20 protein-coding genes are annotated in these 14,733 nt (G+C 58.3%); 5 read left to right on the top strand and 15 right to left on the bottom strand.

The window, feature by feature from the left end; translation table 11 throughout:
- Positions 1 to 79 precede the first annotated feature (79 nt).
- The gene (gene murJ, locus CLV44_RS06835) at positions 80 to 1,675 is read right to left on the bottom strand and encodes a murein biosynthesis integral membrane protein MurJ (protein WP_106591376.1); all 1,596 of its coding nucleotides are present in this window, start codon (positions 1,673 to 1,675) and stop codon (positions 80 to 82) included.
- Positions 1,676 to 1,822: 147 nt separating this feature from the next.
- Here murJ and rpsT point away from each other — a divergent pair, with 147 nt between their 5' ends.
- The gene (gene rpsT, locus CLV44_RS06840) at positions 1,823 to 2,086 is read left to right on the top strand and encodes a 30S ribosomal protein S20 (RefSeq protein WP_106591377.1); all 264 of its coding nucleotides are present in this window, start codon (positions 1,823 to 1,825) and stop codon (positions 2,084 to 2,086) included.
- Positions 2,087 to 2,160: 74 nt separating this feature from the next.
- On the opposite strand, the gene proB is transcribed toward rpsT, so the two are convergent.
- From proB to rplU, 4 genes are all read right to left on the bottom strand, one after another.
- Positions 2,161 to 3,285, bottom strand: a complete 1,125-nt coding sequence (gene proB, locus CLV44_RS06845) for a glutamate 5-kinase (RefSeq protein ID WP_106591378.1) — start codon at positions 3,283 to 3,285, stop codon at positions 2,161 to 2,163.
- A gap of 15 nt (positions 3,286 to 3,300) precedes the next feature.
- Positions 3,301 to 4,500, bottom strand: coding sequence for an Obg family GTPase CgtA (gene cgtA, locus CLV44_RS06850; RefSeq protein ID WP_106591379.1), 1,200 nt, complete (start codon positions 4,498 to 4,500; stop codon positions 3,301 to 3,303).
- A 151-nt stretch (positions 4,501 to 4,651) separates the two neighbouring features.
- Positions 4,652 to 4,909, bottom strand: a complete 258-nt coding sequence (rpmA, locus tag CLV44_RS06855) for a 50S ribosomal protein L27 (RefSeq protein WP_106591380.1) — start codon at positions 4,907 to 4,909, stop codon at positions 4,652 to 4,654.
- 25 nt (positions 4,910 to 4,934) lie between these two features.
- On the bottom strand, positions 4,935 to 5,246 hold the full coding sequence (rplU, locus tag CLV44_RS06860) for a 50S ribosomal protein L21 (protein WP_106591381.1): 312 nt from the start codon (positions 5,244 to 5,246) through the stop codon (positions 4,935 to 4,937).
- 268 nt (positions 5,247 to 5,514) lie between these two features.
- On the opposite strand from rplU, the gene ispB reads away from it, so the two are divergent.
- Complete coding sequence (gene ispB / locus CLV44_RS06865; RefSeq protein ID WP_106591382.1) at positions 5,515 to 6,483, top strand: octaprenyl diphosphate synthase; 969 nt, start codon at positions 5,515 to 5,517, stop codon at positions 6,481 to 6,483.
- On the opposite strand, the gene tmpT is transcribed toward ispB, so the two are convergent.
- The gene (gene tmpT / locus CLV44_RS06870) at positions 6,480 to 7,106 is read right to left on the bottom strand and encodes a thiopurine S-methyltransferase (protein WP_106591383.1); all 627 of its coding nucleotides are present in this window, start codon (positions 7,104 to 7,106) and stop codon (positions 6,480 to 6,482) included. The genes ispB and tmpT overlap by 4 nt on opposite strands.
- 124 nt (positions 7,107 to 7,230) lie before the next feature.
- Here tmpT and fabA point away from each other — a divergent pair, with 124 nt between their 5' ends.
- On the top strand, positions 7,231 to 7,746 hold the full coding sequence (gene fabA, locus CLV44_RS06875; protein WP_106591384.1) for a 3-hydroxyacyl-[acyl-carrier-protein] dehydratase FabA: 516 nt from the start codon (positions 7,231 to 7,233) through the stop codon (positions 7,744 to 7,746).
- A 73-nt stretch (positions 7,747 to 7,819) separates the two neighbouring features.
- A complete protein-coding gene (gene fabB / locus CLV44_RS06880) occupies positions 7,820 to 9,037 on the top strand; it encodes a beta-ketoacyl-ACP synthase I (protein WP_106591385.1) in 1,218 nt (405 codons plus the stop codon).
- Between the two features lie 76 nt (positions 9,038 to 9,113).
- Here the strand turns inward: fabB and CLV44_RS06885 are convergent, their stop codons facing one another.
- From CLV44_RS06885 to CLV44_RS06910, 7 genes are all read right to left on the bottom strand, one after another.
- Positions 9,114 to 9,857, bottom strand: a complete 744-nt coding sequence (locus tag CLV44_RS06885; protein WP_106591386.1) for a lysophospholipid acyltransferase family protein — start codon at positions 9,855 to 9,857, stop codon at positions 9,114 to 9,116.
- A 1-nt stretch (position 9,858) separates the two neighbouring features.
- On the bottom strand, positions 9,859 to 10,110 hold the full coding sequence (gene moaD, locus CLV44_RS06890; RefSeq protein WP_106591387.1) for a molybdopterin converting factor subunit 1: 252 nt from the start codon (positions 10,108 to 10,110) through the stop codon (positions 9,859 to 9,861).
- Positions 10,107 to 10,592, bottom strand: coding sequence for a cyclic pyranopterin monophosphate synthase MoaC (gene moaC / locus CLV44_RS06895; RefSeq protein WP_106591388.1), 486 nt, complete (start codon positions 10,590 to 10,592; stop codon positions 10,107 to 10,109). The genes moaD and moaC overlap by 4 nt, the downstream gene beginning before the upstream one ends.
- Entirely contained in the window at positions 10,589 to 11,710 is a 1,122-nt protein-coding gene (locus CLV44_RS06900; RefSeq protein WP_106591389.1) for a 1-acyl-sn-glycerol-3-phosphate acyltransferase, read from the bottom strand. The genes moaC and CLV44_RS06900 overlap by 4 nt, the downstream gene beginning before the upstream one ends.
- 74 nt (positions 11,711 to 11,784) lie before the next feature.
- Complete coding sequence (locus CLV44_RS17315) at positions 11,785 to 11,943, bottom strand: hypothetical protein (RefSeq protein ID WP_170069287.1); 159 nt, start codon at positions 11,941 to 11,943, stop codon at positions 11,785 to 11,787.
- Positions 11,940 to 12,074, bottom strand: a complete 135-nt coding sequence (locus CLV44_RS17625; RefSeq protein ID WP_281257813.1) for a hypothetical protein — start codon at positions 12,072 to 12,074, stop codon at positions 11,940 to 11,942. The genes CLV44_RS17315 and CLV44_RS17625 overlap by 4 nt, the downstream gene beginning before the upstream one ends.
- Before the next feature lie 35 nt (positions 12,075 to 12,109).
- Positions 12,110 to 12,265, bottom strand: coding sequence for a hypothetical protein (locus CLV44_RS06910; RefSeq protein ID WP_425436406.1), 156 nt, complete (start codon positions 12,263 to 12,265; stop codon positions 12,110 to 12,112).
- Between the two features lie 237 nt (positions 12,266 to 12,502).
- Between CLV44_RS06910 and CLV44_RS06915 the strand changes: the two genes are divergently transcribed.
- Positions 12,503 to 12,877, top strand: coding sequence for a SirB2 family protein (locus tag CLV44_RS06915; protein ID WP_245912629.1), 375 nt, complete (start codon positions 12,503 to 12,505; stop codon positions 12,875 to 12,877).
- 24 nt (positions 12,878 to 12,901) lie between these two features.
- On the opposite strand, the gene rfbD is transcribed toward CLV44_RS06915, so the two are convergent.
- Together rfbD and ssb are read right to left on the bottom strand one after the other, a co-directional pair.
- Positions 12,902 to 13,813: a dTDP-4-dehydrorhamnose reductase gene (rfbD, locus tag CLV44_RS06920; protein WP_106591392.1), complete on the bottom strand. Its 912-nt coding sequence runs from the start codon at positions 13,811 to 13,813 to the stop codon at positions 12,902 to 12,904.
- Positions 13,814 to 14,079: 266 nt separating this feature from the next.
- Entirely contained in the window at positions 14,080 to 14,631 is a 552-nt protein-coding gene (gene ssb, locus CLV44_RS06925) for a single-stranded DNA-binding protein (RefSeq protein ID WP_106591393.1), read from the bottom strand.
- Positions 14,632 to 14,733: the final 102 nt, after the last annotated feature.

Consider the following 14,733-nt stretch of genomic DNA (forward strand, 5'->3'; position numbering starts at 1 on the left):
CAGTTGCCGAGCCTGCGCCAGAATATGGGGTGCGCAGTATAACGCACTCTGGCGATGGCGAGTACCGCTCAGAAAGTGTTCAGCTGCGCAGGTGACGCACGCGCAAGCCCGTAACCGCCAGCGTCAGCAGATAAACGCCTCCGCCCGCACCCACCAGCAATGCCATCCACTGCACCCGCTGCCAGACGTCGGCCCGCAGCCAGTCGCCCAATTGCTGCTGGATCAACAGCAGCGTGACGACCAGTGCCAGCGCCGCACTGACCAGCCGCAACAACATCGCGCCCCAGCCCGGCTGCCAGCGGAACACGCCTTCCTTGAGCAGACCGTGCAACAACCAACCCGCGTTGAGGAACGCCGACAACGAGGTTGCCAGCGCCAGTCCGGCATGATCCAGCGGCCACACCAGAATCAGGTTGAACACCATGTTGGCAATCATCGCCTTGACCGCAATTTTCACCGGCGTTTTCGTATCCTGACGGGCGAAATAGCCCGGTGCCAGCACCTTGATCAGCATGAAGGCCAGCAGGCCGAAGGCATAGGCACGCAGACTCATCGCCGCCATCAACACATCACGGTCGGTCATCTGGCCGTAGTGGAACAGGGTCGCAATCAATGGTTCTGCCAGCAGTACCAGCGCCAACGCCGCCGGAACGCCGATCAACAGAATCATGCGGATGGCCCAATCCAGCGTGCGCGCAAACCGCTCCGGGCTCTTGTCGGCATGCGTGCGCGACAGGCTGGGCAGGATCACGGTGGCGATGGCAATACCAAACACGCCCAGTGGCAATTCCGACAGGCGGTCGGAGTAGTACAACCATGACACGCTGCCGGTTTGCAGGAACGACGCCAATACCGTATCCAGCAACAGGTTGATCTGCGCCACCGACACTCCGAACAGCGCCGGCAACATCAGCTTGAGGATGCGGCGCACGCCTTCATCCTTGAAGTCGGTACGCGGAATCGGCAGCAGGCGCAGCCGCGCCAGAAACGGCAACTGGAACAGCAGCTGGACGCCACCGGCCATCAACACCCCCCAGGCCAGCGCCATCACCGGCGTTTCCAGCAACGGACTGAGCCAGATCGCCGAGCCGATCAGGCAGACATTCAGCAGCACCGGGGTAAAGGCCGGGATGGCAAAACGCCCATAGCTGTTGAGAATCGAGCCGCAAAAGGCCGTCAGCGAAATCAGCAGCAAATAGGGAAAGGTGATCCTCAGCATGTCTGCAGCCAGGGCGAATTTTTCGCCGCCAGCCATGTAAAAGCCGGGAGCAAATACCGCCGCCAGCAACGGCGCGCCAATCACGGCGACAACCGTGACCAGCACCAGTACCGACCCCAGTGCGCCGGCGACCCGATGAATCAGCTGTTGTACCGCAGCCAGATCGCGTTGGCTGCGGTATTCCGACAATACCGGCACGAAGGCCTGGGCAAATGCACCCTCGGCAAACAGACGCCGCAGAAAGTTGGGGATCTTGAATGCCACGAAAAAAGCATCGGCGCTGCCGCTGGCACCAAAATACCCCGCCACCACGACATCACGCACCAATCCAAGCACCCGTGACAACAACGTCATGATGCCAACCACACTGCTGGAACGCAGCAAACCGCTGCCCGAACTTTTAGCCGCTTCCGCCACCACGTTTTCCTGCCCCGCCGTAAAATGTGCGCCGATCATAGCCCTGATTACAAAACAGACAAAGTCTCGCGTCCAAACACCGTCATTTGGTTGACATATCCTCGACGAACATGAATAATGTCGCGTCTAATTTTCGGCATTGCATCGTCGTAATCTGATCAACTTAAACATTGAAGGAGCCGGATCGTGGCTAATTCCGCAGGATCAAAAAAACGCGCTCGCCAGGCGGAGAAGCGTCGTCAACACAACGCTAGCCTGCGCTCCATGGCGCGCACGTACATGAAAAAAGTCTTCGCCGCTATCGACAGTGGTGACCAGGCTGCAGCTCAGGAAGCGTTCAAGGTCGCACAGCCGATCATGGACAGCTCGGTAACCAAGGGCATCTTCCACAAGAACAAGATTGCTCGCACCAAGAGCCGCCTGACGACTCGCATCAAGGCTATGGCGTAAGCCCCAGCCCTTGTGCATAAAAAAAACCGGCATCTGCCGGTTTTTTTTGTTTCTTGTTTCTACTGGCGACTCAATTACGCCAACACAAGATTATCCCGGTGCACCAGCTCCACCTCTCCCATGAAGCCCAGCAGGGATTCAATCTCACTGCTCGGACGACCAATGATCCGACGCGCATCTTCCGCACCATAATTGGCCAGACCACGCGCTATCACACGCCCATACTCATCCAGCATGATCACCATCTCGCCACGGGAAAAGTCACCACTGACTGAACGCACACCCGCCGGCAACAAACTCTTGCCCCGCTCGACCAGAGCCGCCACGGCACCCACATCCAGCACCAGCGTGCCACGGGCCTGCAGATGTCCAGCGATCCACTGCTTGCGTGCCGCCATCGGCTCACGCTCCGGCAACAGCAACGTACCAACAGACTCGGCCGCATGCAGCTTCAACAGCACGTCAGGCTCACGCCCACTGGCGATCACGGTCACCGCACCGGAACGCGCCGCCAACTTGGCCGCCCGCACCTTGGTCGCCATGCCACCACGACCCAGCTTGCCACCGCCACCAGCCATCGCATCCAGACGCTCATCACCGGCCATCGCTTCAGGGATCAGCTCTGCATCAGGATTGCTGCGCGGATCAGCGGTGTACAGACCCGACTGATCGGTCAACAGGATCAGCGCATCAGCCTCGACCGCATTGGCCACCAAAGCACCCAGGGTGTCATTGTCGCCGAAACGGATCTCGCTGGTCACAACAGTGTCGTTCTCGTTCACCACAGCCACCACACCCAGCTCAATCAGGGTGCGCAAGGTGGCACGGGCGTTGAGGTAACGCTTGCGGTTGGACATGTCGTCATGGGTCAGCAGAATCTGCGCCGTATGCAAACCATGACGCCGGAAGTTGGTCTCATAGGCCTGTACCAGCCCCATTTGACCCACTGCGGCAGCCGCCTGCAGACGGTACACCTCAGGCGGTCGCTCGGACCAACCCAGACGGGTCATCCCTTCCGCAACCGAACCTGAAGACACCAACACCACTTCGACACCGCGCCGCGTCAGCTCAACCAGCTGATCAACCCAGCCGGCGATAGCGATCTGATCCAACCCCTGACCATCATTGGTCAGCAGCGCACTGCCGATTTTGACCACCCAGCGTCCCGACTGGGCCAAGCTTTTACGTCCCGCTGTCACCTTGCTCGTACTCCGTCAGCGCACATACTCCACTTCGATGTCGTAATCATCGTCATCGAAATCATCATCATCCAGATCATCTTCCGCTTCACGACGCGCACGCGCTTCAGCTCGCAGACGGCGCAGGTTTTCACGCGCCTCTTCGTCCACCAGCGCACGGATTGCACGCTCCTTCTCAAGCAGCTCGGGATTTTCTATGATGGCAGCACTGCGCGCATCCAGATAATCCTGCAGATCATGCACCAGCGGCGACAGCCCTGTCTTGTTCAGTGCCGATACCTTGTAGACCGGGCCTTCCCAATTCAGCGCCACGATCACCGCTTCGCACGCCGCTTCGCGCTCTTCTTCCGGCAGCAGGTCGAGCTTGTTCAGCACCAGCCAACGCGGCTGATCAGCCAACGTCTGACTGAATTTTGTCAGCTCGCTAACAGCCGTTACCGCCGCTTCAGCCGGCGTAGTATCACCCCAGGGCGCCATATCGACTAGATGCAGCAACACACGGTTACGCGCCAGATGCTTGAGAAAGCGGATACCCAGACCGGCACCTTCAGCCGCACCTTCGATGATGCCCGGAATATCGGCCACCACGAAGCTGCGATGCGCCTCGGTACGCACCACCCCCAGATTCGGCACCAGCGTGGTGAACGGGTAGTCCGCCACTTTCGGCCGCGCGGCCGAGATCGAGCGGATCAGTGTCGACTTGCCCGCATTCGGCAGCCCCAGCAGACCCACATCGGCCAACACCTTCAGCTCCAGACGCAGGTTACGCAGCTCGCCGTCACTACCCTTGGTGGTCTGGCGCGGCGCACGGTTAACCGAGCTCTTGAAACGAGTATTGCCGAGACCATGCCAACCGCCCTGGGCGATTTTTTCGCGCTGACCGATCTTGGTCAGGTCCGCCAACACCTCATTGGTATCGATATCGACCACCGTGGTACCGACCGGCACCTTCAAGACCAGGTCTTCACCCTTGGGGCCGGTACAGTTACGACTGCTACCGCCCTTGCCGCTCTGCGCATCGTAGCGCCGAGTGAAGCGGTAATCGATCAGCGTGTTCAGAGACTCGTCCGCTTCCACATAGATGGAACCGCCGTCGCCACCGTCACCACCGTCCGGGCCACCCTTCGGAATATACTTTTCACGTCGGAAGCTCAGACAGCCATTACCGCCCCTGCCAGCTTCCACCGTAATGGTCGCTTCATCGACAAATTTCATCTTTACCTCCAACTGATTTCATTCCGGGAGCGCCCCTGAGGATACACCCTAAAACAGGCGCCGACAGCCGTATAGCTGCAGGGAACACCGAATTCACAACGAAAAAAGCTCCGCCTGGGCGGAGCTTTTTAACGCAAGTGTCGCTCACTGCTTATGCAGGAACAATGCTCACGTATTTACGGTTGTTCGGGCCTTTGACCTCGAACTTCACAACGCCATTGGCAGTTGCGAACAGGGTGTGGTCCTTGCCCAGACCAACATTGGTGCCGGCGTGGAACTTGGTGCCACGCTGACGAACCAGGATGTTACCAGCCAGAACTGCCTGACCACCGAAGCGCTTTACACCCAGACGCTTGGATTGCGAGTCGCGGCCGTTACGCGTTGAGCCGCCAGCTTTCTTATGAGCCATTCTTCAATACTCCTAATTCGGTTATTCAGGCACTGATGCCAGTGATCTTGACTTCAGTGAACCACTGACGGTGACCCTGACGCTTCATGTGGTGCTTACGACGACGGAACTTGATGATGGTCACTTTATCGCCACGGCCGTGAGAAACGACTTCTGCAGCCACTTTAGCACCTTCAACAACCGGCGCACCGACTTTGATGTCATCGCCATTGCCAACCAGCAAAACGCGGTCGAACTCAACGTTGGAACCGGCTTCAACAGCCAGTTTTTCCAGCTTCAGTGTCTGTCCTTCCTGCACACGGTACTGCTTACCGCCGCTTACGATTACTGCAAACATGCTTTTCTCCAAGGTTTCACCTGCCCGGCTACTGGATACGAAACCTACTTCTAATGGCCGAAATCAACCGATTTCTGGCACCCTATGGTAGGGAGCGTTTTGGGACAGGTTTAAGGCGCGGAATTTTACTGCAAGCGACCCCCTCGCCGCAAGTATTTTCACCCCCTGAAGCACCGATATTGCACTGCCACTGTTGCCCCGACTTGACACTCCGCTGGCCGCCGCCTAGCATGCGGCGGGTGTTCAGTCCATATACAGATCCCTGTCGATGCAGCCACACCAGCTAAACCCGGCGATTGAGCCGCAATTTGATGCCGTTACCGATTACATCCTCAACCACTTGGGCTCCAATGTCCCGTTGGTGGAAAAAATCGGGCATTACATCGTATCCGGGGGCGGCAAGCGCCTGCGCCCACTGTTGGTTCTGCTCAGTGCCAATGCCTGTGGTTACAAGGGTGAACAGCATATTCCGCTGGCCGCAATCATTGAATTTATCCACACCGCCACGCTGCTGCATGACGATGTTGTGGACAACTCCGATCTGCGTCGTGGCAACGCCACCGCCAATGCCAAATGGGGTAATGCCCCCAGCGTACTGGTTGGCGACTTCCTGTACTCACGCGCCTTTCAAATAATGGTCGAGATCGGCTGCATGGAAATCATGCAGGTCATCTCCCACGCCACCACCGTGATCGCCGAAGGTGAAGTGCTACAGCTGCTCAATCAGCGTAACCCGGACATCACCGAAGATTCCTACATGCAGGTAATCCTCGGCAAGACCGCAATGCTGTTTGAAGCCGCAACCGAGGTCGGAGCCATTCTGGCCACGGCTCCGGCTGCCGAGCAGGAGGCCATGCGCCTGTACGGCCGGTATCTGGGCATCGCGTTCCAGATCGTTGACGACCTTATGGATTACCTGTCCGACAGCGCCACCATGGGCAAAAATGTCGGTGATGACCTGGCCGAAGGCAAAGCTACCTTGCCGCTGATCTACGCCATGCGTGTCGGCACCGACGACGAGCGCAAACTGATTCGTCGCGCCATTCGTGAAGGCGGCCTGGACGACCTGCAACCGGTGATGGATATTGTTCACCGCACCGGAGCCATCGACTATACGCGCCAGCAGGCTCAGGCCGAACTGGACAAGGCCGTACAGGTACTGGACGCGCTGCCTGCCAGCTCGTTCCGCGATACGCTGATCACCCTGACCGAACAGGCACTCGAACGGACCAGCTAAACCGCTGCCTGCCGCGTGAGGTGGTACGCCACTTCACGGCGGCCGTTTTCCGCCTCGGCCTGATCCAGGCGCACCACCGTAAATGCCGGTTCAAACAGCTTCCGTACCTCAGCTTCCGGCACGGGAAACGGTGGCCCCTCACTGCCGGTAAACTCAAGCGTCACCAACAACATTTCGACCCCCGCCGTCAGCTGCTGACTCAGGTGTTGTGCGTACATCCGGCGTTGCGCCGGCGGCAATGCAATCAGCGCAGCGCGATCATACACGGCGGCCACGTCACCCCAATGTTCACGCCCCAGATCAAAAATATCTGCACACCAGAGGGTAATGCCGTCCCGCTCACGGGTATGCCCCTGCGGCACCGCCACAGGGGTGACCTGAGTACCATGTTCAACAAAGAAATCTCGACAGGCCAGATCACTCAGCTCAACCCCGACAACCGGGTGTCCCTGCTCACGTAACCACAGCATATCACTCGATTTTCCGCACAAAGGCACCAGTACCGCTGCATCCCTGGAAATCCCCAAACGGGACCAGTATTGCTGCAGCCAGGGGTTGATACCGGACTGGTGGAAGCCGATGCGTCCCTCCCGCCAGCGGGCGTGCCAGAATGCATGCTCCATCACTGTCTCCCCTCACTTAGGCTAATAGATGAGCAAATTACATGACTCAGCTCGTGCCTGAAAGGCATCAAAACGGTATAATCGCCGAAATATTGATGAAATGTCTCTGGATATACGGTTTCTTATGACACGACCTTCCTCATTTGAACGCGAAGCGCTGCTTGAGTGCGGCCACGGCGAAATGTTCGGCCCGGGCAATGCACAATTGCCGGTCGGTAATATGCTGATGCTGGATCGCATCATCACCATCAACGCCGATGGCGGCCAGTACGGCAAGGGCGAGATCATTGCCGAGCTGGATATCCGTCCTGACCTGTGGTTTTTCGACTGCCATTTCCCCGGCGATCCAGTCATGCCCGGCTGCCTGGGTCTGGATGCCATGTGGCAGCTGGTTGGTTTCTTCCTTGGCTGGCGCGGCAATGAAGGCCGCGGACGCGCACTGGGTTCGGGTGAAGTAAAATTCACCGGTCAGGTGCTGCCCACCGCCAGCAAGGTAACCTACCATATCGAGCTGAAGCGCGTGATCGAGCGCAAGCTGGTCATGGGCATCGCTGACGGCACCCTGGCAGTGGATGGCCGCGTCATCTACACCGCCAAGGATCTGCGCGTCGGCCTGTTCAAGCAGACTGATAACTTCTGAGCTGAACTTCCAGCTCGGCAGGCTGCCTATAATAAGATTGAACCTTGTTGAATGATTTGAAGAGAGGCTACACATGCGACGCGTCGTAGTGACCGGTATGGGAATCGTATCCTGCCTGGGCAACGATCTGGACACTGTTCTGGACTCCCTGAAGCAGGGCCGCTCCGGTATCAAGTTTCAGCCGGAATACAAAGAGCTCGGCTTCCGCAGCCAAGTGGCGGGCAGCATTGATATCGATCTGGATTCCCTGATCGACCGCAAGCTGCGTCGTTTCATGGGCAATGCTGCCGCTTATGCCTATCTGGCGATGAAGCAGGCAATCGAAGATTCCGAGCTGAGCGAAGAGCAGGTTTCCAATGTCCGTACCGGCCTGATCGCCGGTTCCGGTGGTGCCTCCTCGGCCGATATCGTTGAAACGGCTGATATCCTGCGCACCAAGGGCGTCCGTCGTGTCGGTCCTTACCGCGTAACCCGCACCATGGGCTCAACGGTTTCAGCCTGTCTGGCCACCCCGTTCAAGATCAAGGGCGTGAACTACTCCATCACCTCTGCCTGCGCCACCAGCGCGCACTGCATCGGTAACGCAATGGAGCAGATTCAGCTGGGCAAACAGGACGTTGTCTTTGCCGGTGGCGGTGAAGAGCTGCACTGGTCCCTGAGCGTCATGTTTGACGCCATGGGCGCCCTGTCCAGCAAGTACAACGAGACGCCGGAAAAAGCCTCCCGTGCCTATGACGCCAACCGTGACGGTTTTGTCATCGCTGGCGGTGCCGGCATGCTGGTACTGGAAGAGCTGGAACACGCCAAGGCGCGCGGCGCGAAGATCTACGCCGAGCTGACCGGTTACGGTGCCACTTCCGACGGTTACGACATGGTCGCTCCGTCCGGCGAAGGCGCGGTCCGCTGCATGCAGCAGGCCATGGCCACCGTCGATGGCCCGATCGACTATATCAACTCGCACGGCACCTCCACCCCGGCCGGTGATATCCAGGAACTGAAGGCGATGAAGCAGACCTTTGGCGATTCAATGCCGCCGGTCAGCTCCACCAAGTCATTGACCGGTCACTCTCTGGGCGCTACCGGCGTACAGGAAGCGATCTACTCGATCCTGATGCAGCAGAACAACTTCATCTGCGCGTCGGCCAATATCGAGGAACTGGACCCGGAAGCAGCCGGTCTGCCGGTTGTGACCGAACGCAAGGACGACGTCGAGCTCAACCGCGTCATGTCCAACAGCTTCGGTTTCGGCGGCACCAACTCAACACTGGTGTTCGAGAAGTACACCGGCTGAGTGTCAGGCTAGCCCCGTCCATAAAAAAACCCGCTTACAAAGCGGGTTTTTTGTGCCTGTTATAACAGAGTAAGGATCAATCCAGGCTGCCTTGCGCCCGCATGGTCTGCTCCAGCCAGCCAGCCGTGGCCTCATGTACCTCTTCTACGGTTTTACCTCGGGTATCAACCGCCGGTCCAACCGCCACTTCAACCGTACCCGGATATTTGATGAACGACTTGCCGGGCCAGAACAGGCCGGCATTGTGTGCAACCGGGATGATCGGCACCTCACTGCTCACCGCCAACATGGCACCGCCCTTGTTCAATTTGCCCAGTTTACCCACCGGCAGCCGCGTCCCCTGCGGGAAAATCAACAGCGGGATACCGGCCTGCAAGCGGGCCTTGCCCTGCTCCAGCAACTGCTTGAGTGCACCACGGCGCTTGCTGCGGTCCAGCGCGATCGGCTTGAGCAGCGCCAGCGCCCAACCAAACAGCGGAATGCGCAGCAACTCACGCTTGAGCACGACAGACTGCGGCCCGATCAACAATTGGAAATACAGGGTTTCCCACTCGCTCTGATGGTTGGCAATGACGACATAGCTGCCTTGTGTCGGCAGGTGTTCACGCCCGGTCACGCTCACCTTCACCCCACAGCAGATACGCAACCAGGCAATATCAAACGCGTTGAGCAGGGTAAAAAACCGAAAGCGCGCCCGGAACGGTAACAAGGGGCCAACGATAAGACAGATGATCGAAAATACGATGGTCACCGGATAGAAACCGGCATAGAACACCAGTGAACGCAAAAACAGTATGGGCGTAGCCTTGGGTGTTCTCATCTTAACCTCCTGTTACCGGTGGAAAGAATGCCACCTCATCATCATCCGAGACCTTGCTCTGCAGACCGGCTACCTCCTGATTGCAGGCACAAATCAGATCCGGGGCCGTCAACACGCTCTTCCAGGGCTCCCCGCGCTGCTGCCCCAGCCAGTTGACCAGTTCGGCGACCGTAGTGACATCAGCGGGCAGTGCCAGCTGCTCTTCCTCACAGCCCAGCTGCTCACGGATACGGGCAAAATACACCAGCTTCATGCGTTTTCCTCCCGGTGCCAATCGCCGCTTTTGCCACCGGTCTTTTCGATCAGCTCTATGCCACTGATACGCATCCCCTTGTCGACCGCCTTGCACATGTCGTACAGGGTCAGGGCAGCAACACTGACTGCGGTCAGGGCTTCCATTTCGACACCGGTCTGACCACTCAACCGGCAACGTGCCTCAATGCGCACACGGTTATGCTCCGGCTCGGGCTGGAGTTCGACCTTGACCGAACTGAGCATCAGCGGATGGCACAGCGGAATCAGATCGGGAGTCTTCTTCGCCGCCTGAATGCCGGCGATGCGGGCGACCGCCAACACATCACCCTTGGGGTGCCCGCCGTCCAGGATCAACTGTAATGTAGCCGGCAACATCTCGACCCAACCACCAGCTCGGGCTTCACGCACGGTCACCGCCTTGTCACTGACATCAACCATGCGGGCGTGGCCGCTGGCATCGAGGTGGGTCAATTGGCTCATGCTTGCTCCTGTTCAGCCTTGCGCTGATTAATGACCGGGTTGGCATACATCTGCTGCAGGAACGGACGCGCCTCGGCATCTACCGATGCCAAACGCGTATCGAACATCTGCTGCTGCTCGGCACTGACGGGCTCACCGGCGGCCGCCAGATTGGTCGGATGCAGACGATAATTCAGGTGAATTTGACGGTCGATCTCGGCCGCCAGCAGCTCGGGCGTCTCAAACTCGCCCTGCAGCGGCGTCCCGAAGGCAACATGGACTGCGCCCTTGTTGCCGGTAATGCCGCGCACGATACTGCTGATATCTTCAAACTCGGACTTTTCATAGCCGCCGTGCAGCGCCAGCGCCGCCAACTCCTGCGCCTTGAGCGCATCGCAGGGGTCAAGTTCGTAGGAGATGGAGACCGGAACAATGTTGAGCCGCTCAACCATCTCCGACAGTGAACGCTGCTTGCGGTGCGACATGTAACACATTTTCAACAACGCCGGATCGGTGCGGTCGTTGCCGTCCTTGGCCCGTCCTTCCCGCTGGGCGATCCAGACTGAGTGACCGCCGCACACGCTGTGATCGATGTAGGCCGACAGCTGCGTCAGCGCGGTCATCATCTCCCGCCCCTTGGCTGAACGGTTAACAATGAAGCTTTTGTTCAGCCGCATCAAGTCGGAGACATAGGGTTTGCGCAGCAGGTTATCACCGATGGCGATACGTACGGTCGGCATGCCGGCCTGATAACGCATCCAGTTGACGAAGGCCGGGTCCATGGCGATATCACGGTGGTTGGAGATGAACAGGTAGGCTTCGTTCGGGTCCAGCTGGTCCAGTCCGGAGCAGCTGAGCCGAGTGGTCGTACGCGCGATCATTTTCTGCATGTAGTTCGCTACCAACAACTGGAAGCCCTGTACATCCTCGATATCACCCACCCGAGCTGCCACGGCGATACGCACCAGCGGACGCAACAGCCAGCCCAGCGGACCCGCCGCATTGGGGAACTGGTAACGGGTCAGGGCCGAGATGCAATCATCATCTCGAATCAGGCGCTGCAGCACCGCTTCAACTTCATTGTCCCGATAGGGACGGATCGACTGGAAAGGGTCTTGGGCCAGGCTCTGTGCATTCATTCGCGGGTATCAGCCTCATCGCTGCTGAAAAAACACCCATTTTACCCTGTTGCCGCCCCCTTTTGCATACTGCCTCATGCTGACAGCAGATTGAACGGCAGGAATTCCAGCCGTTGCCCCGGCTCAACACGACTGCCTGCCGGAATCAGCGCCAGCCACTCGGTTTCTGTCGGCACCGGCATCAGCGCCAGCAGTTGCTCCAACGCTGTTGCCACCGGTAATAGCGGCATCATGCGTGCGCCTCTCGGGCGGCCTGCAGCAGGCGTTCAACCAACAGGTCGCCCGAACGGTCAGTGGCGGGGATACGGGTATCGTAGATGGTCAGGACCGCTATGCCCAGCGGTTGCAGTGTCTGTTCGTTCACCGGTTGTCCTCGGGGTCGTCGAATGGGTGTGGCCGTTAGCCGCCGGTCATATTCATGAAGCGCAGGATCTGCGGCGCTTCGTTCAAATCAAAATGATGGCGTTCGGGCTTGAGCTGCATGGCGTCAATGATCGCATCGCGTACCTGCCCTGCATCGCTGCCGGGCGCGCGCAACACCGCACGCAGATCCACCGCATGTTCATTGCCCAGACAGAGCAACAGCGATCGGTCACGGATAGTCGCAGATAATGGACATGACGACCAAAACGGTCAATCAATGGGGTATCGGTTAGGCTCATGATTCAAAAGACCGCATTCGCCGGTTATAGTTCGTGCATACGGATCGACTGCACGACGCAGTGTCTGGGTTCAGTATACGCACACGCCCTCAACCCCGGTTAAAGGATTAGACACACATTGAATACCTACATGATCTTGAAACATAGCCACCTGATGATGGTTGCGCTCAGCATCACGCTGTTTCTGCTGCGCGCCTTCCTGCTGTACACCTGGCCACGCACGCTCAACAACCGCTGGCTGAAAGTTGTGCCTCATGTGATTGATACGCTGCTGTTGCTCAGTGCGATCGGTCTGATGCTGGTCATCGCACAATACCCGCTGACCCACCATTGGCTGACCGCCAAGGTACTGGGTCTGGTCGCCTATATCGGTTTCGGGACAATGGCACTGAAACGCGCCAGAACACTGCAGGGACGAAGCCTGGCCCTGATCGCGGCACTGCTGAGTGTCGGCTATGTCCTCGGCGTGGCCGTGACTCGCTCACCGACCCTCGGCGTGTTCTGATTACAGGATGAAACTATGGCGAACCTAGTGTTCGCCATAGAATTCACGGATGGTGCGCTGCAACTCGCTACGCCAGGGACGTTGACGAATCCCGAAGGTGTCCAGCAACTTGCGGCACTTGAGTACCGACGATGCCGGTCGCTGCGCCAGTATCGAAAGGTTGGCCGAGGCAACTGCATTGAGCTGTTCGACCTTCAACGCTTCATACTGCCGGGCCGCCGCAATCAGCGCCTCACTGAAGCCATAGCGCGTAGTGATTTCAGCACCGCAGTAATGATATGTGCCCCACACGTCAATGCCGCAGGTCAGCTGCCGCAGAATCGCCAGCACGACACGGGCCACATCATCGGCGGATGTCGGGCAGCCACGGCGATCATCCGCCGCATCAATCAGGGCTTCATGCCGCGCCTGCTCCAGGGTCCGCAGCAGGTAGTTTTCCCCCCGCGTACTGAAAATCCAACTGACCCGCAGAATAAGATGCTGCGGCTGAATGGCCCGAATCACCTCTTCACCCTGCCACTTGCTGCTGCCGAAAACACCCAGCGGCGACGCCTCATCTTCCTCACTGTACCCACTGGCATAATGCCCATCGAACACATAATCCGATGACAGGTGCAGCAACGGAATACTGAGCCCGGCGCACGCCTTTGCCAGCTGCTCTGCGCCATCACGATTGATGGCATAAGCCTGTTCCTGCTGTCGCTCGGCGGCATCGACACGGTTATAGGCGGCACAGTTGACGACATAGTCCGGCAGATGTTTCTGCAGTTGCTGCTGCACGACTGCCGCATCGGTAATGTCGGCCTGACGTCGGCTCAGAGCGACCGGCTCGATGCCGGGAGCCTGATCCAACAGTTCCGACAGCGCATGTCCGACCTGACCGGCTGCTCCGAAAATAAGAACCTTGGCTGAAGTTGTATAGGCGCTTGCTGCCATACCTGGATTGTTGACCTGTCCGACTGAGTAAAGGAAATATTCATGTTGCGGTAACTTCGAGCATACCCCAAACCGGACAGGCACACACCCGTCAACGCTGAAAAAAATGCCGCTGGTAAACGACGATAATTCAGTATGCAAATGACGCCTGAACGCGGCGAGGAGTCAGAAGAGTAGCCGGAGCAAGGCGCGGCAAAGCGATATAAAAAAGGCCACGTAATACGTGGCCTTGGATACTGTTCAACGTTAACCGCCCGGGAAATGGCTCAGAACGGGATATCGTCGTCGAAGTCGTCAAAGCCCGCGGCCGGCTGCTGCGGTGCCTGCTGTGGTGCCTGCTGCTGGGATTGCTGCGGCTGCTGCGGCTTGCGCTGGGGAGCAGACTGCTGCTGCGGCTGTCCATACCCCATCGGATCATTGTTCTGCTGTGCATAACCACCGCCCTGCTGCTGCGGCTGGTAACCACTGTTGTCATTGCCACCACGGCCATCCAGCATCTGCATTTCGCTGGCAACGATTTCAGTCGTGTAACGATCCTGACCATCCTGACCCTGCCACTTGCGTGTGCGCAGAGAACCTTCCAGGTAGACTTTGGAGCCTTTACGCAGGTATTCACCGGCGATTTCAGCCAAACGGTTGAAAAACACCACCCGGTGCCATTCGGTACGCTCCTGCATCTGACCCGTCTGCTTGTCCTTCCAGCTCTCGCTGGTTGCCAGGGTGACATTGGTCACGGCGTTGCCGTTGGGCATATAACGCACTTCCGGGTCACCGCCCAGGTTGCCGATGAGAATTACCTTGTTGATACCACGCGCCATCTAGTTTTCTCCCGTTATTCGGTTATCTCATACAGCAGCATCCTGCCGCCTGATTTCGTGATTGAGAATAGCACACCGCCGCTTCACTGAGTATAAGACCGA

It is taken from the genome of Marinobacterium halophilum (assembly GCF_003014615.1).
Lineage (GTDB): Bacteria > Pseudomonadota > Gammaproteobacteria > Pseudomonadales > Balneatricaceae > Marinobacterium > Marinobacterium halophilum.

Coding starts and splice junctions, on each gene's coding strand:
- tmpT (WP_106591383.1), bottom strand. CDS start 7,106: ATGGAGCATGCATTCTGGCACGCCCGCTGGCGGGAGGGACGCATCGGC.
- CLV44_RS06900 (WP_106591389.1), bottom strand. CDS start 11,710: ATGAATGCACAGAGCCTGGCCCAAGACCCTTTCCAGTCGATCCGTCCC.
- murJ (WP_106591376.1), bottom strand. CDS start 1,675: ATGATCGGCGCACATTTTACGGCGGGGCAGGAAAACGTGGTGGCGGAA.
- fabA (WP_106591384.1), top strand. CDS start 7,231: ATGACACGACCTTCCTCATTTGAACGCGAAGCGCTGCTTGAGTGCGGC.
- moaD (WP_106591387.1), bottom strand. CDS start 10,110: ATGAAGCTGGTGTATTTTGCCCGTATCCGTGAGCAGCTGGGCTGTGAG.
- CLV44_RS17315 (WP_170069287.1), bottom strand. CDS start 11,943: ATGATGCCGCTATTACCGGTGGCAACAGCGTTGGAGCAACTGCTGGCG.
- ssb (WP_106591393.1), bottom strand. CDS start 14,631: ATGGCGCGTGGTATCAACAAGGTAATTCTCATCGGCAACCTGGGCGGT.
- CLV44_RS06885 (WP_106591386.1), bottom strand. CDS start 9,857: ATGAGAACACCCAAGGCTACGCCCATACTGTTTTTGCGTTCACTGGTG.
- fabB (WP_106591385.1), top strand. CDS start 7,820: ATGCGACGCGTCGTAGTGACCGGTATGGGAATCGTATCCTGCCTGGGC.
- rplU (WP_106591381.1), bottom strand. CDS start 5,246: ATGTTTGCAGTAATCGTAAGCGGCGGTAAGCAGTACCGTGTGCAGGAA.
- CLV44_RS06915 (WP_245912629.1), top strand. CDS start 12,503: ATGATCTTGAAACATAGCCACCTGATGATGGTTGCGCTCAGCATCACG.
- cgtA (WP_106591379.1), bottom strand. CDS start 4,500: ATGAAATTTGTCGATGAAGCGACCATTACGGTGGAAGCTGGCAGGGGC.
- rfbD (WP_106591392.1), bottom strand. CDS start 13,813: ATGGCAGCAAGCGCCTATACAACTTCAGCCAAGGTTCTTATTTTCGGA.
- moaC (WP_106591388.1), bottom strand. CDS start 10,592: ATGAGCCAATTGACCCACCTCGATGCCAGCGGCCACGCCCGCATGGTT.
- ispB (WP_106591382.1), top strand. CDS start 5,515: ATGCAGCCACACCAGCTAAACCCGGCGATTGAGCCGCAATTTGATGCC.
- rpmA (WP_106591380.1), bottom strand. CDS start 4,909: ATGGCTCATAAGAAAGCTGGCGGCTCAACGCGTAACGGCCGCGACTCG.